Consider the following 25,164-nt stretch of genomic DNA (forward strand, 5'->3'; position numbering starts at 1 on the left):
TAAGATTCATCGTACTGCTATTTTACTTTTTCATCCGTTTCTTCACCTCTTCTTTTTCTTCTTCATTAAGAGAAAAATCGACTATTGAACGGCCAAGCATTAATAGCATGATAAACATGACTCCCGTACCAACAATTAAATAGATCATTGTGAAAACTTTAGAATATGCCGTAGTTGGATAGAGCCCTGTTTCTACGCCTGTTGGAATCAAACTGACAACTGCAAAATACATAGCGTCCAGCCAATACCATCCTTCAGTCCCCTTGTAAAACAATGTTCCTGAAAGAATGATTAAAAACAGTGTAGTAAATAATGAGATAAACTGTGGTCGCTTAAATGACCTCCACAATCCTTTCGCTAATCTTTTAGCAGATAATATAAATGAGAGCATCCCTAACCTCCTTTTTTCTAAACGTTCTATAACATAGTTAGACTATACGTTGTTTTTAACAAAAACGTCAAAAGGTAGAGGCAAATTACCTCTACCTTGTAAACTTTATTTAATCAATACATGACTAAGGTTTGTAAATATTTTCGCTGCTTGACCTCTCGTTGTGGCAGATTCCGGAGAGTATTTCCCCTGATTCCCTGTCACAATCCCTAATTCATATAACATAGAGACTGCACGTTTTGTTTCAGCATTATAGGAGGCTACATCTGAAAATGGCGATTCAGCTTTTGCAATATATGGCTGATTAAATTGTTGCTCATAGGCACGTTGAATCATTAATGCTAATTGGGCACGTGTAACAGACTGTCCAGGATTAAATTTCCCATCCGTTCCCTTTACGAGACCATGTACATATGCTGCTGCAATTTCAGACTGCATTGTAGCATCATAGTTTGCAATGTCCGTAAATGGTGCTTTTTCCGTTGTAGTTAAGCCCAAGCTTCTTACAAGAATAGCAGCAGCTTGAGCACGAGTTAGACTACTCTCAGGTCGAAATGTACCATCGGGATAACCATTCATAATACCGGTTTCTGCTACATTTTGAATATACTCTTTCGCCCAATGATTCTCTGTATCTGTGAAACTTATTGCTCCCCTTGTAGTAAACGTAACTGTAGGGTTTTGAACACTCTCATTTCCAGCTGCATCTATTGCTTTGATTGAAACACTGTAGGCAGTATTTTCTGTTAAATTTTCGAGCGTCATCTTAGTAGTATTCGCATTCAATGTACTGGCTAACTTACCATTCACATAAACATTGTAATTTGTCACACCTACATTATCCATTGCTTCTTGCCAGCTCACCTCTACCGTTGTCTTATCCTTCATATCTATTTGGATTGCCTTCGTTACATCCCATAGAGAACTTGTTTTAATGATTGGTAAAAATGCTTCATTGGCTACCGCAAAGTAACCCGCTTCGCTTAAATGAATGTTTTCTGGATTTGGTAGGTAGTTAGGAACATCCTTTGCCACAACATCATGTGTTGGTACAAAAATGGCCCCTGCTTTTTCAGCTGTTGTTTTGATTGTTGCATTTACTGTAGTCAATAACAGCTTAAATTGCTTTTGTAAGTTCTCACTATAGTAAGGGAAAGAATTATAATAGCCCATCACATATACTTCCGCATGTGGATTTAACTTTTTAATTTCAGCTAGAATCGAAGCTATATTAGATACAGCTTCTTTAGTTGCTTTTACGATAGCTACAGTATCAATCCCTGTAGTTTGCGACTCCTTTAAAAGAGGCAATAAATCATTTGCCCCAGCAGTTAATGTAATAATCTCTGCTTCTTTTATAGAAGCTCTTAATTTTACCTGCTCCTTTGTATAACCAAAACCTGTTACTGTCTTTTCTACATCGTTTTGTAGATCAGCTAAAACATTTTTGGTTGTGTAGCCAGACATAGCAAAGCCTTTATTATATGAAGCAAGAAAGCCATTTTGCTGTAGAGCCTGTGCAATAAAATCTGTGTAACCTAAACCTATTACACCTACCTCATTCATTCCATGTGCTAATGAGTCCCCCAGTGCTAAATAATCAGTCTGTATAACCCAACTCGGGGCTATGTAATCACTTTGTTCTTCTGCATTAGCTACTGCCGGTATGGTTAATTGCAAAGCTAGTATACTTGCGGCCACATAACGAAATTTTTTTGATAATCGCATATACGCTCTCCTCCATTTAGAAAATAGTCATTGTTTTCACTATTTTACTAGAGGAGGGTTAAAAAAAGGTTAAAATATAACAATCTTTTTAAATTTTTTCATCTTGTATCTAATCTGTCTGAATCTTTCCATAGACACCACCACCACCAACCTCTATTGCTAGTTGGCCTGTTCTTGCTAAATCAATTAAATGAGCAATTTTATGAGGTACTATTCGTTCAAGCTCTTCAATCGTTACATTATGCAGAATATCCATTTCTGTACCAAATGCTTCTATCAAACGTTCCATCATTTTCGGCCCAATACCTGGGATAAAATCAAGGGGAACCTGATGAATATAAGGTGGTCGATATCTTTCTTTCAAAAAATCCTCAGATAGCTCATGTATGCGTGTAGCGACCCCTTTTATGATTTGAGTACTTCCACAGACAGTACAAACCGTTACTTCGTTACTTAGCTGTTCACCACATTTGGCACAGACTGTCTGATGATATTTGCCAAGCAATGGGTTTAGGCCATAATTGGCAATTACTGCTCGACCTTGTTGTTCATGAAGGGCCATTTTTAGTTCTGTAAAATTAGCTTCCTCTAAGCGTAACTTTTGATACTCACGTGCCAATTTCCCAAGAGAATGAGCATCCGAATTACTAACAAACGTGTACGCCTGAAGTTCTTTAATGTGGCTCACCATGTCTGTATCTGAACTTAAGCCTAATTCAATCGCATCTATTAGTTGAGGATCAAAAACTTCCGTTAAACTGCGAAGAACCCCTTTGCCAAACAAACTTTTAAAAGGAGTAAATACATGTGCAGGTATAAAAAGCCCTCCCAATTCATGCACCCTTTGCTGCAAAGTTCGTCCATCACAATATATACGCTGTGAACTTAAGTGAATATTTTTCATATATTGGGACATCCATGTTGAAAAATGCTTCATGAGCTTAAGAGTAGGAAAGTAAGCAAGCACATGAATAGGACCATGGCAATATTGATCATAGATTTCTATTTCCGATCCCGGTATCAAAGTTGTGTCTTGAAAGCGTAATCCTCCTTCCTTCAGTTCCTTTAATTCACCTCGTTCGATCATGTCCATCATTTCTTCAATGACCTCAGGTGAATGACAATCAATAATACCAATCATATCTAATCCTTTTCTTGCACTCGCCATCTCTAAAATCCTAGCTAATGTTAGTGTTTTACTGCCAGTAATTTTCACAGCACGCCCCTTATAAGTACGCCCAATATGAATATGTAAATCTGCATAGAATTCTTTCATTTTCATGACTCCTTTAGCTTTTTTAAAACGAAAATACCTTACATCACTGCAAGGCATTTTCATTTATTATGATGGATGATTGTTGGTCGTGCTATTATTAGTCTCGTAAGCACCAGAACCAGGTGTTGGCATAGAAGAAGAATCATAAGCCACTAATGTCACACCAATCTTTTTTTCAAGTTCATTAATTTTTGCAAGTTGTTGTGGATCTAATTGAGCAAATTTTATATTATCCATTATCATCATCCTTTCAATCCTAAAGTTCCCTGAAATCATGATAACTATGCAAATAATAATACATCCACTTGATTGCCATAAATCTTCGCTTTCACGCTAATAAACAATCGTCCCAAACTAATCTTTTAAGCTGACGAGTAGGAATGTTAATCCAAAGACTCATGTCCTGCAACAACTGAAGTCGTATTGTCTTTTTTAAGGTCTAGAGGGAAATGACTGACTATCAGTCATTTTTTGTTGACATTCATTTTCTTCTCCTGTAACATACTAATCAAGTAAGGCAAAAGTGAGGGATTGCATGTCAAAGGAAGAAAAGATTATTCAAGCTGCTATTGAAGTTTTTCGTGAAAAAGGAATTGAAAAAACAAAGGTTTCGGATATCGTCAAAGCTGCAGGGATTGCCCAAGGAACTTTTTATCTCTATTTCCCGTCTCGCCTTTCTGTTATGCCTGCTATTGCAAAACATATGGTTGAAAGAATTATTGTAACCTTAGAAGAAGGTATTTCTATTGATAAACCTTTTGAGCAACAACTAGAAGAGGTTGTTGAGATGATTTTCTTAATTACGAAAGAATATGGCGATATCGTTGCACTCATTTATGCGGGTATTGCTCAAACAGAGCATTTAAAAGAATGGGAAAATATTTACGCCCCTTATTATGCTTGGATGGGTAATTTTTTATTATCTGCTCAGCAACAAGGAATGATTCGTGATTCTATCGATCCATCACGTTCAGCAAAGCTTATTATTGGTCTCATAGAATCTGCTGCAGAACAAATTTATTTGTTTGATGATAGCAAAGATGAAACGATGAAGCTACTAAAGCTTGAGCTTCTAGACTTTTTATATCATGCACTTGGCCTACGTCACACATAAGTGGCGTTCTTCTTTACCTCGAAAATGACTGAATGTCAGTCATTAATATACTATATGGAAGGAAATTTTTTATGCAAAAAGAATGGGTTTATGTTGGACTAACAAGTTTATTTGAGTTGTTTTGGATATTTGGTTTTAATGTAGCTAACTCTTGGTGGCATTGGGTTATTATTGTGTCTATGATTGCTCTTGATTTTCACTTTTTATCAAAAGCATGTGAAAACTTACCTACTGGCACAGTCTACGCTATTTTTGCTGGAGCAGGTGCAATCGGTACTACATTAATGGATATTTTTATTTTCGATGGAGAGTTTAATTCCATTAAAGGTATTTTTATGTTGATTTTAGTATCAGGCGTTATCGGGTTAAAACTTGCAGATAGCTCATCAGCAGAGCATGAAGAACAGAAAGAGGTGAATGCATAATGGGTTGGATATATATAGTATTAGCAGCAATGTCAGAAATTATAGGTGTTGTAGGTTTACGCTTTTATAGTCAAAATAAAACCGTACGAAATTTATTAATATATATCGGTGGCTTTGGATTATCATTCGCCCTTTTATATGCATCATTCAATTATTTACAGTTAAGCATTGCCTATGTTGTTTGGGTTGGTATTGGTACTGTTGGCGCTGTGCTTGTAAATATCATTTTCTTTGGAGAATCAAAAAACCTAACACGTATTATAAGTATTATTGCTATTATCATTGGTGTTGCAGGTTTAAAAGCAGTCTCTTAATCGGACAATATTACAGGACGCCCCTCAGAGGCGTCCTTTTTAATCCACTTCTTGCTGTATCCAATCTTTTCCTTCTATTGTTCTTGTTACAATCATACTTGCCACAGTATCACCTGTAGCATTTACCATTGTAGCAGGAGGGTCTACTACTACTCCTATAGCAGAGATCATCGGTAAAGCTTGAACTGGTAGACCGTACAATGTGACTATAAGCATTTCTCCAATGAAACCTCCACCTGGAATACCACTCATCACAATACCTGATAGTAAGGCGACGCCAATTGCGGTTACAAAAGTACTGAATCCTGTAAAATCCATATTAAACACACCGAAAACAAACGCTATTTTCAATATGGCGGACAAGCATGAGCCATCCATATGAATGGTGGCACCAAGCGGTAATACGGTTTCACGAATATCCTTTGGCACTCCAATCTGTTTGGCAGCTGTTAGATTAACAGGCAGTGTTGCAAAGCTACTTCCTGTACCTAATGCTGTCACAGCAGGCGTTAAAATATTTTGCCAGAACTTTATAACTCCTACTTTTCCACCTGCAATAAAAGCGTATAAAGTAAAGCCGATTAAAAAATAAAGGATAGCAACAGGATAGTAGAGAATGATGGCTTTAGCATAATCCCCAAGCAATGCCGCTCCAAAATCCCCTATTAATGTTGCAAAATAAGCCATTAATCCAATTGGTGCATAGTACATCACTAGCTTGATGACCTTCATAAATACTTCCGAACCACTTATTAAAAAACGCGCAAACGGCTTACCTGCTTCTCCTGTTAATCCTGTGCCAAGCCCGATTAAGACAGCAAATAAAATAAGTGCTAGCATATTACTTCTGGATAATAAATTCATAAAATCAGGCACAGTGAAGGTGTTAACTAATTGTTCAGCAAAGCTTAAATCCTCTGTTGTTTCAGGGGATACAATCTGAACGGATACCTCAGCCCCAGGGGGATAAATAGTAACAGCAATTAACATGATAATGGCGGCAATAATGCCTGTTGCTATAAATACGAGCATCATTGAGCCCATAATTTTACCTAAACGTTTGAGGCTTTCCATACTAGCAACGGAGGATGCAATGGAGAAAAACACTAATGGCACAACAATCATAAATAATAAATTAATAAAAATATCACCAAAAGGCTTTAACACCGTAGCCTTCTCACCAAAAAGCAAGCCAATAATAACACCTAGAAGAATGGCAATTAATAAAAACATAGAAAACCGATAAGCCCTCAGTTTTCCCATCTTCACATCCCTTCAAGGATCATTTACACTTCAGTGATATTGCTTGTAAATTTTTTAAGCATGCTCCGAAGAACAATGTGACTTGCTAGACGCTATAAAAATTCGTATATCCCCTCTGCAATAAACTCCGCTGGGCCTCGCATCCAAACATGGTCATCGTCAGCCCATCGTATGTTTAAGTCACCTCCACTCAGATGAACAGTTATCTCTTCTCCCCTCTGACAAAAACCATTTAAAATAGCAGCTACTACTGCAGCACAAGCACCTGTTCCACACGCCTCCGTAACACCAGAACCTCGCTCCCAAACTCTAAATTGTAAGGCTTTTGAATGGATGACCTGTACAAATTCAACATTAACACGATTAGGAAATCTCACATCATTTTCTATAATGCCTCCTAGTGTTCTTAACGGCGCTTTTTCTATATCATCGATAAAAAATACCGCGTTTGGATTTCCTAAAAACAACGCTGTTAGGAACAAATTATGTGGAGGTACTGTAAATAATTCATTGATGACGAGCTTATTAGGGGTACCTAACATCGGTATATCTTTACGATACAATAAAGGTTTACCCATATCGACAATCACATCTATGACTGTATTATCCTGAACCACTACCTCTACGTACATAATGCCTGCTTTTGTTTCAATTGTAAAAAACTTTTGTCGCACAATTTGGCGTTCAAAAATATATTTTGCAACACAGCGAAGTCCGTTTCCACAGTTAGATCCCTCTGTACCATCCTTATTAAAAATGCGCATACCACAGTCAGCAATTTTAGAAGGTTGAATAATAATTAATCCATCCGAGCCAATGCCTGTATGGACATTTGCTATCTTTTTAGCTAATTCACAAAAGATATTGTCATTATAATCATACCTGAAAAGATCAAGATAAATATAGCTGTTGCCAATACCATGCATTTTCGTAAAGGCTATTTTCATACATTCACTCCTTGTAAAGGATGGTAGAGGTATAGACTTTTAACTTTCTTATGATTGGTTAACCTTTTTGGCAAATTGGTCTGGAACATATGTAAGATAAGGTTTACCAGTTAGTGGATGTATTTGAATATCAGCAAAAACATGAAATACTTCCCGTAACAACGTTGGAGTAAGTACTTCTTCTGGCGTCCCATGACAAACTATTCGTCCATTCTGTAAAACGTAAATTTGATCACAGTACATTGCTGCGATATTTAAGTCATGTAAAGCCGCGACTACAGTTAAATGTAGAGTTTGAATTAAGTCCATAAGCTGGAGTTGATGCTGTATATCTAAATGATTCGTCGGCTCATCTAATATCAATACCTTAGCTTGTTGTGCCAGAGCACGTGCAACCATTACGCGCTTTTTCTCTCCACCGGAAAGAGAGCTAAAGCTTCGTTTCTCCAAATGTGAAATACCAGTTTGTAGAAGAGCATCTGCCACAATTCGGAAATCTTGTTCTTGATCAAGCTCCAATAGTTTTTTATGTGGCGTTCTTCCCATACTGACTAAATCATGTACGGTGAAGTCAAATAAAACAGGTGTTTCTTGACTAACAACGGCTAAATTTTTAGCAATCGATTTACTTGATTGCTTTAAAATATCTTGTTCGTTTAATAATACCGTACCACTTTCCGGTTTTAGCAGACGATACATATTTTTTAGCAATGTGGATTTGCCGCTACCATTAGGGCCAATGAGTCCAACAAGTTGTTTTTCTTTTATTTGAATACTTACTTCATGTAGTATACGCTCATCGTAAATGGAGAATGATAGCTGCTTCGCTTCTAATGTCATATAAGTTAGTCCCCTTCACCGAAAGAATAATTGTTACGACGGAGTAGCCAAATAAAAAATGGTCCTCCACAAAAGGCCGTTATAATACCAATTGGCATTTCTTGAGGTGCGATGATTATTCGGGCAAAAGCATCTGCCCACACTAAAAAGATTCCTCCAATTAAAGCACTAATAGGTATCACATATTTATAGTTTGACCCCACAATTAACCGAACGATATGTGGAATGATTAATCCCACAAATCCAATAGAGCCACTGACTGCGACAAGTACACCAGTTAACAACGAAACAAGTAAAATGAGCTGAATACGAAATTGCTGTAAATTAACCCCTAATGTTACAGCTGCCTCTTCCCCTAGTAATAATAAATTTAAATTTCGATAGTGTAGCCATAGTAGCCCAAATACGAGGAAGAATATGAAAGCCGGGATTACAATATTATTCCACTTGGCTCCAGCTAGACTCCCTAGCATCCAAAACATAACAGCCTTTAAAGCCCCTTCTTGTTTCGACATCATCAAAATGAAATTGGAAACGGCCGTTAAAATAAAGGACACAGCCATCCCAGCCAATAACAAGCGAAAAATTGAGACACGACCACCAACTCGTGATAAGAAAAATACGAGCGCAATGGCAAGTAATGACCCTAAAAATGCAGATACAGAAAGAGCATAGATTCCTAAAAATGAAAAGGCACCTAAAATAATTACTGAGGTCGCTCCAACAGCTGCACCTGACGAAATCCCTAATATATAAGGGTCAGCAATGGAATTTCTCACAAGTGCCTGAATTGCTGCCCCAGCAATAGCTAGACCAGCTCCAACAATAGCTGCGAGTAAAACACGTGGTGCTCTTATTTGCCAAATAATGATTTCCTGTGAGCGACTCCAGTCTTGCTCTATGCCATTTTGTATAATGGGGATTTTAGAAAGAATAACTTTCCATACATAGAAGGGTGTAACTGATACAGACCCAACCATAACGGCTATTGTCATAGAAACGATTAATACGAAGAAAAGTATTAAGGAAAAAAACATAAATTTTTTATTCATCCGTTTAAAGCTCCTACTAAGTATTGATGGATGAAGCAATAAAAAAAAGGTATTCCATACGAAAATACGCATAGAAATACCCTAGATTAAACAAAGTCAGAAAATATCCAGCTATTGTCCGTAATTGCTTGCATCCTCGTGGGCATTACAGGTATTACTAATGGCAGGTCTCCTGGCTTCGAATCAGCATCCTATAATGGCCTTCCCATACTAACACAGTGGCAAAAAATATTATAAGACTCCTCGTTACAGTTGCGGGACAGCGTCGGACTTCCACCGACTTCCCTTTTAAGTGACATTCAAAAAATATCACACCAATAGTACTTAAAGTTATAAAATTGTGACGATTCTATCATACATTTTTATAACTAGTTAGTCTACACTATAATTGAGTTAACTTAAAACTATAATAAGGTTGACACAATTATATTCGTTTTTTACACTAGCAGTAAGAAGGTTTATAACGAGGTGAAATTTATGGCTACTGCTACACAACAGAGTCATCATAAATTAAGAACTATTGACATTACCTATATTGGGTTATTCTCAACACTTATGATGATAGGGGCTAATATTACCTCCTTTGCCCCATTTATGATGGTGGGTGGTGTACCGATTACACTACAAACGTTTTTTGCTATTTTAGCAGGACTGGTTCTTGGTAGCAGAAAGGGTGCGCTCGCCTGTACAGTTTATATGTGCATAGGATTAGCAGGAGCGCCTGTTTTTGCTCGTTTTGGTGGGGGAGTTGGACAAATTTTAAGCCCTACCTTTGGGTTTATTATTACATTTATTGGAGCAGCATTTGTTGCAGGACTAATTGTAGAACGAAGTGCAACAAAGAAAAGCTATATTGCGGCAGCGTTAATCGCAACTGCGCTTAATTATTTCCTAGGGACAAATTGGATGTATTTTGCCTACAAACTATGGGCAAGTGCACCAGAGGTCTTTTCATATAAACTAGCTTGGCTCTGGATGATCCCCCCACTACCAAAAGATTTTATCTTAGCGATTTTCGCTGGCATCTTCGCCTATCGATTACAAAAAACATTGAAAATCATGCCCATTCAATAAATAATTCCTCACATCTTTCTTGTTAGATGAAAGATGTGATTTGATTTTTGGTAGTAGATCATGTCCATTATTTCTGCACATTTATTTGCTACAGTATTAGCAAATAGTGAGGAGGATATGACATGATATTCAAACAAAAATGGTCAATGGCACTACTATCAGTATTAGCTTTACTTACTTTATCTGCTTGTACGGAGGATCAAACGAAGCCTGCGTCTACATCTAATCATACGACTGAAGAAATGGATCATTCGACAATGAACCATTCAAGTTCAGGCGAAGTACCAGCTACATTAAAAATTGCTGAAAATCCGAAGTTTCCTGTAGGAAGTACAGCTATTATTACGAACGGGCATATGGACGGTATGAAAGGTGCAGAAGCAGAAATAGTCGGGGCCTATGATACGACTGCTTATGTTATTTCCTATGAACCAACTACAGGTGAAGAGCCTGTTAAAAATCATAAGTGGGTCATTCACGAAGAATTAATTGATCCCGAAGAAGCACCTCTGGCTCCTGGTACAGAAGTAAAAACGGATGCAGCGCATATGAAAGGTATGGAAAATGCGCTTGTCCATATTGAAGAGGCTGTACAAACAACTGTTTATATGGTGGATTACACTTCCACTTTAAATGGTGAGGCAGTAAAAAATCATAAATGGGTAACAGAAGAAGAGTTAACTTCAAAATAATTTAAACAACCTCTCCCAGTAGGTATGGTAGAGGTTGTTTTCTAGTTTTTATGTTCAAGTGCTGCGGACTTATGCCATTTATAACCGATACCCCATACTGTTTGTAAATAATCATCCGCAGGGAAGCCGCTTTTTCTTAATTTTTCTCGTAAATTACGCACATGTGAATCAATCGTACGATCTTCAATCATTACATTATATCCCCAAACTGTGTTGATAAGATGTTCTCTGGAAAATACTTTATTTTGATGATTTAAAAATAAGGCTAGCATGGAAAATTCCTTTGGTGTTAATGAGATTGCCTTTTGATGAAAATAAAGTTCAAACGCTTCCTTATCTAATCGTAGCCCCTCAAAGCATATAACTTTTTCATCTATTTTCGCCCTTCTTAATACCGCATGTATACGTGCTAATAACTCTTCCTCATCAAAAGGCTTTAAAATATAATCATCAGCACCCATGTTTAAGCCTTTTACAATATCAGCATGCTCTCCTTTTGCCGTAAGCATAATAATAAGCACATCCCAAAACTTCCTAATTTCCTGGCAAGCTTGCCACCCATCCATCTCCGGCATCATAATATCCAACAGAACTAAATCCACATGCTCTTCTTCTAAATAATCGAGTCCTTCTAGAACGGACGACATGGCTCTACAATGAAAAGTAGGCTCTAAGTAAAGGGTCAATAAATCTAACATTCTTGGCTCATCGTCTATGCATAAAATAGTCTTCATTCGCTTCTACTCCCTTAAACAATAATTCAAAAGTAGTCCCTTTATTGATTTCACTGCTAACCTTCACTTTCCCCCCATGTGCCTCTACCAATTCCTTAACAATAGCAAGTCCTAGACCAGAGCCACCTAGAGCACGACTACGGGATTTTTCCACTCGATAAAACCGTTCGAAAATATAAGGTACATCCTCCGCTGGAATCCCTTTTCCTGTATCTTTCACAATGATGCTTATCACATCTTTGTTTTTTTTAACAGTGACTGAGGTGGTTTCTCCAGGTGCACAGTAGATTAACGCGTTATTTAATAGATTAAGGAGGATTTGCTCTAGTCTTGCTTCATCTGCCCATAGAAGTAAGCCTTTTTCACAATGTACATCGAAATATATACCTTTCTCTTGAAAAGCAGGATGTAATTTTTCTTCCATGCTTGTAATAAATGAATGTAGCTGGATACATTGTTTTTCAATTACAAATGAGTTTTCATCCATTTTCGCTAAATCAAATAAATCCTTGATGAGTCGAGAAAGTCTATTGGTTTCTTCTATTATAATGGCTAAATACTTTTGACGATCTTGCTCTATCAAATCCCGTTTGGCAAGAATGTCGGTATAGCCTTTAATAAATGTTAGTGGGGTGCGGAGCTCATGTGCAATGCTTGACAAAAACTCCTTACGCTCTTGCCTTAAATGATTTAAGTCATTAGACAACAGTTGGATGGCATTCGCTAAATCACCAAGTTCGTCTTTTGAATTCGTAGAAAGGTCGACTGTAAAATCACCTTTACTCATGTTCAATGTAGCCTCTTTCATCTGGATTAATGGTTTTGCAAGCTTTTTAGATAGCACGATAATCACCGCTATAGTGACAAGACCAGAAACAATGCCAACTATAAGAAAATGCTTATTTAAACGTTTCATTAAGGCGTGGATGGAATCTGTATGTTGAAACATAAAAACGTAGCCAATCGTTGTTTGCTGTTCTTTAATAGGACTGATAGTGGCAATAGCCTTAGCCTCTTGCCAGTTAGCTTGCAATACTCTTCCCTTATAAGGTATTTCCCCGTCTATCTTACTGAACATATCTCTAATTTCTGGATGGGGTTGCGATGAAGCTAGTATTTCTCCCTGATGATTAGTAACCACTACATCCGTACTTTCATCCGATTCCATAAGTACTATATGGGCCAAGGTTTCGTTATTAAAGTTCTGTTCTAATATTGTACGATGGGAGTTTCCCCTTGCTTGTAAGCTTGCTAATTCCTCTTCAACACGAGAATTAGTCAAGGAGGCATGTAAAAAAAACATCATAAATGTTTCGATACAAAATAATGTGATGAAAAAAATGATACCTAACTTCAGTGATAACTTTCTCATCTATAACCACCATTTTTCTTTTTCTTAAAAGTATAACGTGTAAATGTGAAAAATCCATGCAGAAGTAAAAAAAGCCCATAAGTATATTGAATACCTATGGGTCAGAATAATTTAAATGTATTTTTTTGCCCAGTTTAAGAAGTTATCAATGACAACGTCAAGGAATTTCACAGTGCCTTCATCTGTTAAATTGCCTTCTGCATCGAATTTAGTGTGAACAGCACCAATATAAACATCATTGCCACTTAGTAATGGTGAGTTAATACCAGGAGAGAATAAAATATCACGTAAATGTAATTGAGCTTTTACAGTACCTAAGTTCCCCATAGATGCGCCCATAATGATAGATGGCTTACCAATCATTACTTTATCTACACGAGACAACCAGTCAATGGCATTAACCATCACACCTGGAACTGTACCATTATATTCTGGTGTAACCCATAGCACAGCATCTGCTGCTTTTACTTTTGCTTTAAAATCAAGAACTTCTTGTGGTGCTTCATTTTCGATATCTTGATTGTACATTGGTAAATCCTTTAAGCTTAAAACTTCAAGCTCTAATTTTTCTGTATAACGCTTTTGAATAAAGTGAGCTAATTGCATGTTATAAGATTCTTTACGAATACTACCAACGATGGCTACTACTTTCATGATGTTTCCTCCTAAATGTACATTAAACTTAGTATTTGTATAGCTATTGTATTTTATACCACTTTAATAGTAAGTGGCAAATTCTTCAACTGGCTTTCGATAACCACGAAGACGACGACTACTTTCTTTTTCTTTCCCAATTGTGATCATTAGAGCTATTTCATGTGTTTCTGGTACATTAAATAGTTCACGCATTTTTTGATCATCAAAACCAATCATTGGACAAGTGTCCCAGCCGCGATTTTTTGCAGCTAGCATAAATAACATGGCAGACAAAGATGCATTACGAATTGCTTCATCTTTCATAAATGCATCCCCACGTTCTTCATAAAAGTTTGTATTTTCAGCTACTAGCTCATCTAATTCACAAGCTGTAATAATACCTAAATCAACCATACCTTGACTTAATTCAGCAGTATTTTTATACGCCTCTTTATCACCTAATACAAGTATTACCGCTGAAGCTGAATGTACTTTATATTGTCCATAGGCTGCTTCTCGAACCTTTTCTTTCATATCTTCATCCAACACCACTATATAATTAGCATGTTGTAAGTTAAATGCTGATGGAGCGAGCTTAACATCCTCCAAAATAGGACGTATGTCTTCCACAGTCATTTTGACGTCCTTGAGAAAATTATTAGCAGAGCGACGCTTATCAATCAGCTTGGAAAATTCCATTTTTAAACCCCCAATACAGTTATGTATTCATTCAGTAAAGAAACATCTCTCTACTGAATGGAATAGTATTACTCATATTCTTTATCGAACGTAATAGAGCTTCTTACAGTGTCAATTGGACGTACAAGTCCTTCAATCTGTGCGCGTTTAGGTTCTAAAAATGGTGGTAATGATAATTTTTCTCCTAGTGTTTCATATGGCTCGTCTCCCATAAATCCAGGACCGTCAGTAGCTAATTCAAATAAAATTTGCGGTGCAACTCGTGCGTACAATGATTCAAAGAAATGACGATTTACATAGCCAGATGTGTGGAAACCAAAGCTTTCAAAGCGTGCAGTCCATTCATCTAATACCGCACGATCTTCTACACGGAAGGCTGCATGGTGAACTGTGCCAAAACCTTGACGAGCAACTGGTAACACAGTGTTATGCTCAACAATTATTTGAGCGCCATTCCCTCCCTCACCTACTTCAAATAGGTGGAAGTCGCCTTCTTCAGCAATTTCTTTAAAGAGCATTACTTTTTCTAACATATCTTTAAAGTATTTAAAATTGGCCACACGGACGAATACTGGACCTAGTCCTGTAATCGCATATTCAAGTGGAATAGGACCATCTTGCCAAGGCGTACCAGAAGCAACACCTGTATTATGTTCATCAGAAATAAGCTGATAGTGCTGATCGTCAAAATCAACGAACGACAGAGTTTTCGCACCAAATTGTTCCTTAATACCAGTATGTTTTACATTTAAACGATCAAAGCGTTTAACCCAATAATCTAAAGCTGCATCCGTTGGTACACGGAAAGAAGTTTTTGAAATTTCATTTGTACCATGCACTCCTTTTGGAATGTTCGGGAAATCAAAGAATGTCATATCAGTTCCTGCACTACCTTTATCATCCGCAAAGAATAGATGATATGTTTGAATATCATCCTGATTCACTGTTTTCTTCACTAAACGCATTCCTAAAACAAATGTAAAGAATTTGTAATTCTCTTCAGCACTACTTGTGATAGCCGTTACATGGTGTACACCTTTTAAATGATTCATTTTCTATTCCTCCTATTTATCTCGATATCGAGATATATGTGTAAAAATTTTTTTATTGTTTTAAAGCATTTTTGCCAACCTTTTTAAGAGACAAAATCATTGTGTCCAGCTCTTGAGATTCCAATACTTCAAAAATCTCATTTATTTTTTGTTCATGCTTAGGGAAAATCTCTTCCATCAATGTCTGTCCCTCATACGTTAATAATACGTAAGTAACACGACGATCTTTTGGACACGCCTTTCGATATACAAAGCCTTTTTGTTCGAGCTTATCAATCACATAGGTAATACTACTACTTGCAATTAATATTTTTTTACCAATTACTTGAATAGGTTGTTCTCCGCGATGGTACAAAAATTCAAGAACCGAAAACTCGGTTTGATTTAAATCATATTGAAGTAAATCTCTTTTAGTTGCATCCTGAATCGTTTGATATGCTCGGAACAAGACCGTAAATGCTTTTAAGTTACGATTGTTATCCTTCATACGACTCCCTCTTTTACTTCGAATTCAATTATCTTTAATTCGAGATAATAATAACACATTCATTTTTAATCGGCAACTATTTTCTTTCTTCATGTTTGTTATCTTCTTGTACGGGTAGAAGGTAGTTGTAACTTATAAAGGAGGATTCTAAATGAAAAAAGATGTAAATCAAAAACAACAGCAGCTAGAAGCATTCCGAGTAAGTGATAAAGGTCAACCTCTCACAACCAATCAAGGCTTGAAAATATCAGAAGATGAACATTCATTAAAAGCAGGTGAACGAGGACCTACTTTAATGGAAGATTTTCATTTTCGTGAAAAGATGACGCATTTTGATCATGAACGAATTCCTGAAAGAGTAGTACACGCACGTGGATCTGCAGCACACGGAATTTTTGAAACATATGAATGTGCAAGTGACATTACAAAGGCACAATTTTTAAACGGAAAAGGAACCAAAACACCTGTCTTTGTTCGTTTTTCTACTGTTGCAGGCTCAAGAGGCTCAGCAGATACTGTCCGTGATGCACGTGGCTTCGCTACAAAATTTTATACACAGGAAGGTAATTACGATTTAGTCGGCAATAATATTCCTGTATTTTTTATTCAGGACGCTATTAAATTCCCCGATTTTGTACACGCAGTAAAACCTGAACCGAATAACGAAATTCCTCAAGCTCAAAGTGCCCATGATACATTTTGGGATTTCATTGCAAACAATCAGGAATCTGCTCATATGGTGATGTGGCATATGTCGGATAGATCCATTCCACGAAGTTACCGAATGATGGAGGGCTTTGGTGTGAATACCTACCGCTTCGTCAATAAAGAAGGAAAAGCGCATTTTGTTAAATTTCATTGGAAACCTAAACTTGGCGTTAAATCACTTGTCTGGGATGAGGCACAAATCATTGCCGGAAAAGATCCCGATTTCCATCGTAGAGATTTATGGGAATCAATAGAGCGTGGTCATTTTCCAGAGTGGGAGTTGGGTGTGCAGCTAATTCCTGTTGAAGATGAGTTTAAATTTAGTTTTGATATTCTCGATGCCACAAAAATATGGCCAGAAGAGGAAGTTCCAGTACGCATTCTTGGTAAGATGACATTAAATAAAAACGTTGATAATTTCTTTGCTGAAACAGAGCAAGCTGCATTCCATGTCGGACATGTTGTACCTGGTATTGATTTTTCAAACGACCCTTTATTACAAGGTCGCTTATTCTCTTATACAGATACGCAGTTAATAAGACTTGGAGGACCAAACTTCCATGAAATCCCTATTAATAAACCGATCTGTCCTTTCCATAATAATCAGCGTGATGGCTATGGCCGACAAACAATCAATGTTGGGCAAGTTAGCTATCATAAAAATTCCTTAGCTAGTAATACACCAAGCCCTGTCTCTGAAGCAGATGGAGGATACACACATTATCAGGAAAAAGTGGAAGGCCATAAAGTACGTGCACGTAGCGATAGTTTTAAAGACCATTTTTCACAAGCGAGATTATTCTGGCTTAGTATGACAGAAATTGAGAAAAAGCATATCATCAATGCCTTTAGCTTTGAATTAGGAAAAGTAAAGAATAAATCGATTCGAAAACAGGTTGTAGATATGTTTGCTCATGTCAGTTATACACTCGCAGCGTCTATCGCAGATAATATTGGTATTATTCCGCCAGTACAAAAAGAGGTACCCCCTATTACACAAACTTCACCTGCTGTTAGCCAGATCATCAATGCTGTTGAAAGTGCCCAAACTTCTAAAGTAGCGGTAATCGTTTCAGAAAACACGAATGAAAAATTAAATGATCTGATTGCTACTCTATTAAGTGAAAATATAGTAGTTGAACTTGTGAGTACTAAACAGGGCATAATAAATGGTTATGAAGTTCACGAAACATTTTCTACTACTTCTTCAGTGCTCTATGATGGTGTTTATGTTACGGGGACATTCCAAGATTCCTCACTACAAGTAAAATCAGAACAGTTCATTGAAGAGGCCTATCAACATTGTAAAACGATAGGCTTTACAGAAAATATTTCGTTTTTACAGCATATTGCCAATCAAAATGGTGTGACAAACAATCTAAACTCTTTTATTCATTTACTTGCAAAACATCGACATTGGGTACGCTAATCAAAAAGCCAGCTAACGTTTGTTAGCTGGCTCATATTATTTAATTCGTTTAAATTCCTTTTCATTGCCGTCAACAAACTCTACATCCACCTCAATGGATTGAAAGCTATCATCAATATTAAATACTTTGATTACTTGATCAATCACTTTATCATTAGGCGTTGTCGAATCAAAATTCAACTGCTTAAATAACGGCTCTAATTTTGTATAAGCCTCATCACCCTGCAGTTTTTCATTTTTTCGATCATCTTGTAACTTTGCCTCTATCCCTGTTTTCTTATCCTCATACTCTACCTCATAAGACTCCGTTGCAGAGTAATCAACATCTAATGAAAACTCAATAAAATTAAATGTCATTTGGTCTGTAGGTGTTTCACCAGTTTGTTGACTAGCATTCTGATCTGCTGGTGCATTAGCAGGTACATCCTTAACTTCATCCTTATTACAACCATAAAGAATGACAGTTACTAAAGAAACTGCTAATAAAAGTTTACATTTCATATAGACACTCCTTTCTTACATATTCTTCCCCGTCTCCTTTCAAACTAACCTAAAAAAGACATCCCCTTCAATTGAGGAGATGTCTTTGGATTTATTAATAGTAGAAGTTGCGATCACTTGTATTTTCTTGAATTGCTTTTGCTAAACGGACAGTTGAAACAGCAAGGTCTGCATAAGACACATTCTTAGTGGCATTAAAGTTATTTTGCTGTAAATCAATTAGTCCCATACCATTTGCTATGGCAATATGACCTGCATACGCTGGATCAATAGATGCCGCATCAGCAAAGTTTAGTTTGTAAATCTCCTTTAATTTCGCAACATTTTCTAATTGTAAAATTTTAACCGACCAAACTGCTAGCTCTTGGCGTGTTAATGTTTCATCAATTGCGAATTGATTTGCTGGTTGTAAAATTCCCATTCTTACTGCTTGTTCAACAGTTCCATATAATGGATGATTTTTATCGATATTGTTGAACGATTGCTTCTCTCCATCTCCGCCACCGTAATAACCATATGTTAACGATTTCAGTAAAATCTTTAATGCCTCACCCTTTGTTATAGCAGCATCCGCGTTAAAGTTTGCTAAATCTTTAACTTCTAACACATTTTGATTTAAAAGATAATTTAATTCATTGGCTGCTGTAGGGTGTGAAATCGTAGGCTTCTCTTTTGAGCTATCTACCTGATATAACCACTCACCAGTAATTGCATCAATTTGATTAACTACACTACCATTGAAGATAGGAGCATACACTAAATCATACTGTTGTTTATCTTCTGTATTTTGTTTTACATATTGTAGCTGTAATGTAAGTGCATTACTATATGCCTCTTTTGCTTTTTCATTTGGTATTGCTTGGCTAATAGACGGCCAGTTATTTATCTTTTGTTTATTAACATTCAATGAAAGTAGTGAACCATCAGAGTCAATACCTACACTTATTTCATCTCCAACAACTGCAATACCATTCACTATGCGTGGGAAGGAGAAGTAATATGTTTTACTATATTCATCAATTGCGGGCTCATCGATCGGCATTGAATACTCATGTAAATAAGAAGGAGACCATTGCTTTAAGTATTCAATCGCCTTCGATAATGCAGCATCCTTAGAAATGACATTTGTTTTATCAGAATTTGTAAAGTCTCTCTTTAGATCGTGATACTGTACAATGTCGCCTGTGGCCTTATTAATTTCAAAAGTGGTACCAGAACCACCATTACTGTACATATACATATAATTTATTGAATAAATTGTCTCACCATTTTCATTTTCTCTTTCATCAACCATTTCAATATTGAGCTTCGCCTTGTCATCGTCAACTTTTAAGAAAGTTTTAGCAAATTCTTCAGCGTCTGCTACTGTCATACCACTTTTTCTTGGTGGCAACTGCTGTGTAGAAATTTTTATGGCACTCTTCGTTTTGGGAACTTGTGTAGAAAAGCCATTCGTTGTTTGCCATTGCCCCGTTAAAGCATGTACACCATTAAATCCTGAAGCTGGCATATAGACAAGCTTCACATTACGTGTATCTGAAGAATAATCAATATAATAACGAAGTTCAACCGCTAAATTATCACGTACTTGTGAAACCATTTCTTCCTCATTCTTTTTCTCACTTACATTATCAAAGGATGCTTTATTTATAGATTCTGTATTACGATACATTCCTGTTATTTCTCCATTAGCAAGAACATCAATAGTAATACTTTGATCACCAATCAGCACATCGTTATAAGTTGGTGAATAAGAGAATGAATACGTAATTGGTTGGGATAATGGTCGATTGAATCCCATGTTAATATAGTTTAATCCATCATTACGGAGTTTATAGTTCTCTGTATTTGCAAATTTTTTCAGGAAATCTTCTGCAATTTTTTTTGCTTCATTCTCTGAATATTTTGCGGGATACATTGCTTCTGTAATATTAGCTGGCTGGTAATAGAAATGCTCTAACTCTAAATCTTCTCCTTTAAATGTAAAGCCACCATAAATATCTTTACCATTCACTGTTTTCTGGAAGTTTAAATCATAACGGACAGTTGTATCATCTCTAAAGAAATGACCTCCCCCAGAATTAAAGTCATTATCTGTTACAAAACTGAACTCATTAGGGAATAGTGCTCGTAATTTTTTAATCAGCATGCTTTTTGTAACCTTTGTCTCTGATGCTGCAAGCTGAATTTCAATGCGCTCTGATGGTTCCTTCACATTTGCAGATGCTTGGGAAATTGGCGCAAGAACACCAACCGAAAATGCCGTAGCTGTTAAAATAATACCTAACTTTTTAAATTTACCCAAAATATCCCTCCTAAAATACTATTTACCATAATTATAATATACTTTACTATAATTAGAAATGCATTTGACAGTAAATTTCCACAAAGGAAACATATATTGGGTAATCCTTTGACTGTATCATTTCTTCACCACGTCAAAATTAGCACCTATTAATACCCAATTTTGTGGGAATGGTAATCCCAATTTCCAATAGCCAATACCACGAAGATTATACTGTTTGACAAGATTAAATTTAGCTTGAATAGATCTAGCATCCTCAAACCACACCACATGAGCTCTGCCTTGTTCATCATAGTATTCAAAAAATGGTGCTTGGGCACGCCAATCATACTGAATCGCAGCATTGTAACGTTTGGCAATTTCAATAGCTCTTTGCGGACTAAGCGCCTCTGCATTTGGTCCTCCCTGGACAAATGGTAATGTCCAGTCATAGCCATATAAATTTTGCCCTAGCATAATTTTATTTGCAGGCATTTCACTAATTGCATATTTTACAACTTCTTCTACTTCTGGGAGAGGTGAAACAGCCATTGGTGGGCCTGCCGAATATCCCCATTCATAGGTCATTAGTAAAACAAAGTCCACGATTTCTCCATGTGCCTTATAATCATGCGCCTCCGTCCATGGATTGCGCTCACCTGCACTTATTTTTGGTGCTAAGGCTGTAGATACTGTATATCCTTGTGCATGGAATTTTTCTACTGCCCTTCTTAAAAAATCGTTATAGGCTTGTCGTTGGTCACCTGGTAAATTTTCGAAATCAAAGTGAATGTCTTTAACGTCTCCAAGTTGTCTAGCTTCCGCAAGAATATTCTCAAAGAGTAAATCCTGAACAGCAGTACTTTGAAAAATATCTCTTGCTAATTCTCCGCTAAAACTAAAATTTTCCAGATTCGAAACAACCATAGCAAGAGATGCCCCAGTATCATTTGCAATTTTTGTCACACCTTGACTTGGTGGACTTTGTAGAGTACCGTCCCGTCTTGCCTCATAACTAAATAAAGCTAAATATGTTAAATAGGGACCCGCTTCTCTAGCTTGATTCAAGAGTGTTTCACTAACAGACGTTCCTCTTGGCTCTAAGTACGCTAATGTTTCTGCCCTTGTTTTTGGAGGTTGTGGAATATACAATCTCATTCCAACAGTTAATGGCTGATTCGGATTAATACCATTTACTTGAGCTAGTGTTACATAATTAATACCGAAGCGTTGTCCGATTGACCACAAACTATCCCCGGGCTGTACATAATAAAAGCTCCCGATAATCGGTATTACAAGAGCTTGCCCCACAACTAAACGATTTGGCTCTGGAATTTGATTGGCATCTACAATACTCTGTACCGTTGTCCCATATGCTTGCGCTATACCCCATATAGACTCACCAGCTCGTACAACATGTATTTGAATGGTTTTGCCTCCTTCTAGCTTGATAAAATCATACCTATAAAGCTTATGAATTCCGAAAAGAAAAGATGCCTTTCAACGATTTCACAAAAAACCATTGCTTCTTCTTATACAAATGATTTTTAGGAAAATACATTTTGAATGTATATAACTTTAATGACTTTGCTTTATGTATTTCTGATAGTGTATTGGTAAGCTATCGATCAGTTCGTATTTTATTTCATCATTCATTTTTTAAATTAGCCCATTGTTTCATATATTGAAGATTTCTTTTATGTCATATCTTCTACTTTTTCTTTGTTATTTTTATAATAAAGCGCAAAATGCTACACTCCACCATGTCATTAATCGTACAAATGTTCTATTTTCGATACTTCTTTGACAAAACTTCACCCCACTTTCTACCTTATCAGTACGTCTCTCCCTACTACTTTTCGTTACACTTTTCCCAAAATAATTTATACAACTAGCATCATATGCCTTATTCTTTTCAAGGTTATCACTCTTGTATAATGAAATTATTGTAAGGAGGTGTTAGATTGCGCTTATTTTACCAACAAAAAGTAATCGGTAAGAAATCTCGTAAGCTTCAAAAAATCCCATTCTCCATTGAGGAACCTGTTACAACTTTACAAGAATTACTCGTCCAGCTTGTGACACAGCAGGTACAACAGTATAACGATAAAAAGGTAGATACGCCGCTTCATCTTTATTTAACAGATCAACAAATAGAAGACGCAGCCCAGCATGGAAAAGTACATTTTGGAGAGAAAAAAAATGACACCTTACAGTCAGTTGACCAAGCTATCTCTACAATGCTTCAAGCCTTTCAAGATGAGCTTTTCTTAGTCCTTCATAATGAGGACTCACTCGATTCACTTACAACACCATTAACCTTACAGGAAGATGATGTTTTTACATTTATTAAACTAACAATGCTTGCAGGACGCATTTGGTAAGGAGAGGTTTTCCATGACACTTTCACATGAACAAAAAATGCATTTTCAAAATTTAATCGATTCCGCACCTGCCAGTTTACAGCCACTAGCAGCAGCATTACTAAATTATATGGATAATAGAGATTATGACATTGAACAGCTTATCGCTACTCAGCAAAATCATACACTTGAAGAGCTATTTAGTGGACCTTTTTTTGAGGTGCTTTCGCTATTATCTTCACCGGAACGTGCACTGAAAATGAAGCAATTAGCTTTACGTTTTGATACTACGATGTTCCAAACTGGTATTTTACGTCGATCTTTCCGTTCTGCTCAACCAGTCCAAGATCATCTTTTTCAATGTTTACAATTAATAGAAGAAATGCTGACATTCGAGGAAATAAGTCTACAGGAGTTATTGGCAAACCATAGTCAATATGAGCATGGTTCCTATCCGAACTATAGCTCCTATGTCTTGAAAAATGACAATGTAAAAGTAATGGGCTTTCTTGTATTTGAGCAATTGCTTGCTGAAGAACTGTCATTAAATAATCCTTTGATTGAAGAGGCAGTCGAGAGTATTTTATTCGATGAGCATCATAGTACCTTTTTTGGCCATCCATTAATCCGTGGCATTTTCAAATCAAGCAATTGTCGTATGCATGAAGCAGTCGGTAAATTATTAGTAGCAGCTGCGCGTCAGGAAGGGCTACGACAAGTGATTGTGGAAAACATAGATCACGGAAACTTGGAAGCACAAGTAGCGATGATGAAACTTATTCAGGAACATCAATTAACTCGTTTCTCCTCAGTAATACGAGCAATCGATACATGGATGGGTCTTGGCTATAATAGCTTTGAAAATCAAAAAATAACAGAGGAAGTTTTGGCCTTAGCCATCCAAGCAATGGAAGAGGACAATTTCGTCGAGCAACTACTAAAAAGTGAACGAACAATCGATATTTATGTCGGGCTATGGGCCATCTCCACAAAGGATTATACAAAGCTAGATAGTATACTAACAGAACTTTTAAAACGCGATAAACATATCCAACTGACAACACTTGCATTCTTGAAAAACTTATCTAAAATCTCCTTTACTGCACCGTATGTTAAGGATTTAATGTTAACAACAAAGGATATTGAGTTATTTGCCTTTGCATGGGGTAATTTCCTTTATGCCAACCATTATATTAATAGCGAGTATGCAAGCGATAATGAATGGGATCAAATCCTTCAAGACTTTATGAATGAAAATACTCAACTACAAGGCATTGAATATCCCTTATTTGAGCAACTTGAATGGGCTAAAAATGAGATCACGAGAGATGGACTAACTATTACAGGTAAACCTTTATCCTTTGTGCAAGTCCATCTGTCCTTAGAGGATTTAATTTCAACACAAATTATTTTAGCCTATCATATCCAAGACGAGGCATTATTCCAGCGAATTATTGCACAAGCAGATTCGTACTCGCCATCAAGTAGAATTGGCTTACTGAATATTTATTGCCTTGACCCTATCACACTAGGTCAACGTGAATTTTTATTTAACTCTTTACGAGATCGAAGCTCCATCAATCGTTCCCTTGCGTTAAAGAAAATACATGCTTTAACACCAACTGAAGATGAAATTATCAGAATCGAAGATCTTTTAGCTAATAAATCAGGGGCTCTTCGCAAAGAGGCTATCTCTCTCTTGAAAGTTCAGCCACAGGACCATTTACTGCAAAGTGCTGAAAGACTAATAAAAGACAGCAAACAATTGAAAAGACTTGGAGGA

General features: G+C 36.7%; 25 protein-coding genes and 1 riboswitch. Of the genes, 8 read left to right on the forward strand and 17 right to left on the reverse strand.

All coding sequences use genetic code 11. From position 1 onward, the window contains the following. Positions 1-22: 22 nt before the first annotated feature. The 4 genes from RT445_RS04660 to RT445_RS04675 all read right to left on the reverse strand — a co-directional run bounded on the left by RT445_RS04660 (position 23) and on the right by RT445_RS04675 (position 3,632). Positions 23-391, reverse strand: coding sequence for an ion channel (locus RT445_RS04660; RefSeq protein WP_274794629.1), 369 nt, complete (start codon positions 389-391; stop codon positions 23-25). Between the two features lie 105 nt (positions 392-496). Further along, positions 497-2,119, reverse strand: a complete 1,623-nt coding sequence (locus RT445_RS04665) for an S-layer homology domain-containing protein (protein ID WP_312507148.1) — start codon at positions 2,117-2,119, stop codon at positions 497-499. A 109-nt stretch (positions 2,120-2,228) separates the two neighbouring features. After that, positions 2,229-3,395 (reverse strand): endonuclease Q family protein, encoded by a 1,167-nt coding sequence (locus RT445_RS04670; RefSeq protein WP_274794631.1) that lies wholly within the window; start codon positions 3,393-3,395, stop codon positions 2,229-2,231. A gap of 66 nt (positions 3,396-3,461) precedes the next feature. Beyond that, positions 3,462-3,632, reverse strand: coding sequence for a hypothetical protein (locus RT445_RS04675; protein WP_274797398.1), 171 nt, complete (start codon positions 3,630-3,632; stop codon positions 3,462-3,464). 298 nt (positions 3,633-3,930) lie between these two features. Here RT445_RS04675 and RT445_RS04680 point away from each other — a divergent pair, with 298 nt between their 5' ends. The 3 genes from RT445_RS04680 (at position 3,931) to RT445_RS04690 (ending at position 5,248) form a co-directional block, all read left to right on the forward strand. After that, the gene (locus RT445_RS04680) at positions 3,931-4,509 is read left to right on the forward strand and encodes a TetR/AcrR family transcriptional regulator (RefSeq protein WP_274794632.1); all 579 of its coding nucleotides are present in this window, start codon (positions 3,931-3,933) and stop codon (positions 4,507-4,509) included. A gap of 71 nt (positions 4,510-4,580) precedes the next feature. Beyond that, positions 4,581-4,934: a DMT family transporter gene (locus tag RT445_RS04685; protein WP_313469915.1), complete on the forward strand. Its 354-nt coding sequence runs from the start codon at positions 4,581-4,583 to the stop codon at positions 4,932-4,934. Beyond that, positions 4,934-5,248 (forward strand): DMT family transporter, encoded by a 315-nt coding sequence (locus RT445_RS04690; protein ID WP_274794634.1) that lies wholly within the window; start codon positions 4,934-4,936, stop codon positions 5,246-5,248. Before RT445_RS04685 ends, RT445_RS04690 begins: the two co-directional genes overlap by 1 nt. Before the next feature lie 39 nt (positions 5,249-5,287). On the opposite strand, the gene RT445_RS04695 is transcribed toward RT445_RS04690, so the two are convergent. The 4 genes from RT445_RS04695 to RT445_RS04710 all read right to left on the reverse strand — a co-directional run bounded on the left by RT445_RS04695 (position 5,288) and on the right by RT445_RS04710 (position 9,350). Beyond that, a complete protein-coding gene (locus RT445_RS04695; RefSeq protein WP_274794635.1) occupies positions 5,288-6,511 on the reverse strand; it encodes a dicarboxylate/amino acid:cation symporter in 1,224 nt (407 codons plus the stop codon). 92 nt (positions 6,512-6,603) lie between these two features. Then, positions 6,604-7,458, reverse strand: a complete 855-nt coding sequence (gene dapF / locus RT445_RS04700; RefSeq protein ID WP_274794636.1) for a diaminopimelate epimerase — start codon at positions 7,456-7,458, stop codon at positions 6,604-6,606. Positions 7,459-7,506: 48 nt separating this feature from the next. Beyond that, entirely contained in the window at positions 7,507-8,298 is a 792-nt protein-coding gene (locus RT445_RS04705) for a heme ABC transporter ATP-binding protein (RefSeq protein WP_312507146.1), read from the reverse strand. 5 nt (positions 8,299-8,303) lie between these two features. Next, complete coding sequence (locus RT445_RS04710; RefSeq protein ID WP_312507145.1) at positions 8,304-9,350, reverse strand: FecCD family ABC transporter permease; 1,047 nt, start codon at positions 9,348-9,350, stop codon at positions 8,304-8,306. A gap of 145 nt (positions 9,351-9,495) precedes the next feature. Continuing rightward, positions 9,496-9,684: riboswitch (cobalamin riboswitch) on the reverse strand. 143 nt (positions 9,685-9,827) lie between these two features. Here RT445_RS04710 and RT445_RS04715 point away from each other — a divergent pair. Next, on the forward strand, positions 9,828-10,424 hold the full coding sequence (locus RT445_RS04715; protein ID WP_312507144.1) for a biotin transporter BioY: 597 nt from the start codon (positions 9,828-9,830) through the stop codon (positions 10,422-10,424). 122 nt (positions 10,425-10,546) lie between these two features. Next, positions 10,547-11,116 (forward strand): YdhK family protein, encoded by a 570-nt coding sequence (locus RT445_RS04720; protein WP_312507143.1) that lies wholly within the window; start codon positions 10,547-10,549, stop codon positions 11,114-11,116. A gap of 41 nt (positions 11,117-11,157) precedes the next feature. On the opposite strand, the gene RT445_RS04725 is transcribed toward RT445_RS04720, so the two are convergent. The 6 genes from RT445_RS04725 to RT445_RS04750 all read right to left on the reverse strand — a co-directional run bounded on the left by RT445_RS04725 (position 11,158) and on the right by RT445_RS04750 (position 16,096). Continuing rightward, a complete protein-coding gene (locus RT445_RS04725; RefSeq protein ID WP_313469920.1) occupies positions 11,158-11,850 on the reverse strand; it encodes a response regulator transcription factor in 693 nt (230 codons plus the stop codon). Continuing rightward, positions 11,822-13,222, reverse strand: coding sequence for a HAMP domain-containing sensor histidine kinase (locus RT445_RS04730; protein ID WP_274794642.1), 1,401 nt, complete (start codon positions 13,220-13,222; stop codon positions 11,822-11,824). The genes RT445_RS04725 and RT445_RS04730 overlap by 29 nt, the downstream gene beginning before the upstream one ends. Positions 13,223-13,333: 111 nt before the next feature. Then, positions 13,334-13,876: an NADPH-dependent FMN reductase gene (locus RT445_RS04735; protein WP_274794643.1), complete on the reverse strand. Its 543-nt coding sequence runs from the start codon at positions 13,874-13,876 to the stop codon at positions 13,334-13,336. Positions 13,877-13,939: 63 nt separating this feature from the next. Beyond that, entirely contained in the window at positions 13,940-14,557 is a 618-nt protein-coding gene (locus tag RT445_RS04740; protein ID WP_274794644.1) for a nitroreductase family protein, read from the reverse strand. Between the two features lie 68 nt (positions 14,558-14,625). Then, complete coding sequence (locus tag RT445_RS04745; protein WP_274794645.1) at positions 14,626-15,609, reverse strand: ring-cleaving dioxygenase; 984 nt, start codon at positions 15,607-15,609, stop codon at positions 14,626-14,628. Between the two features lie 52 nt (positions 15,610-15,661). Next, positions 15,662-16,096, reverse strand: coding sequence for a MarR family winged helix-turn-helix transcriptional regulator (locus RT445_RS04750; RefSeq protein ID WP_312507141.1), 435 nt, complete (start codon positions 16,094-16,096; stop codon positions 15,662-15,664). A 151-nt stretch (positions 16,097-16,247) separates the two neighbouring features. On the opposite strand from RT445_RS04750, the gene RT445_RS04755 reads away from it, so the two are divergent. Next, positions 16,248-18,233 (forward strand): catalase, encoded by a 1,986-nt coding sequence (locus tag RT445_RS04755; protein ID WP_274794647.1) that lies wholly within the window; start codon positions 16,248-16,250, stop codon positions 18,231-18,233. 36 nt (positions 18,234-18,269) lie between these two features. On the opposite strand, the gene RT445_RS04760 is transcribed toward RT445_RS04755, so the two are convergent. From RT445_RS04760 to RT445_RS04770, 3 genes are all read right to left on the reverse strand, one after another. Next, a complete protein-coding gene (locus RT445_RS04760; RefSeq protein ID WP_312507140.1) occupies positions 18,270-18,734 on the reverse strand; it encodes a YusW family protein in 465 nt (154 codons plus the stop codon). Positions 18,735-18,828: 94 nt separating this feature from the next. Further along, a complete protein-coding gene (locus RT445_RS04765; protein ID WP_313469921.1) occupies positions 18,829-21,039 on the reverse strand; it encodes a YcdB/YcdC domain-containing protein in 2,211 nt (736 codons plus the stop codon). 117 nt (positions 21,040-21,156) lie between these two features. After that, on the reverse strand, positions 21,157-22,329 hold the full coding sequence (locus RT445_RS04770; RefSeq protein ID WP_409264036.1) for a glycosyl hydrolase family 18 protein: 1,173 nt from the start codon (positions 22,327-22,329) through the stop codon (positions 21,157-21,159). 653 nt (positions 22,330-22,982) lie between these two features. Here RT445_RS04770 and RT445_RS04775 point away from each other — a divergent pair. Both RT445_RS04775 and RT445_RS04780 read left to right on the forward strand, forming a co-directional pair. Further along, the gene (locus RT445_RS04775; RefSeq protein ID WP_274794651.1) at positions 22,983-23,402 is read left to right on the forward strand and encodes a hypothetical protein; all 420 of its coding nucleotides are present in this window, start codon (positions 22,983-22,985) and stop codon (positions 23,400-23,402) included. A 13-nt stretch (positions 23,403-23,415) separates the two neighbouring features. Next, positions 23,416-25,164 (forward strand): DUF5724 domain-containing protein (locus tag RT445_RS04780; protein WP_483869410.1); only part of this gene is annotated, 1,749 nt, incomplete at its 3' end.

Source organism: Lysinibacillus sp., assembly GCF_032093475.1.
In the GTDB taxonomy this organism is placed as follows: Bacteria; Bacillota; Bacilli; order Bacillales_A; family Planococcaceae; genus Lysinibacillus; species Lysinibacillus irui.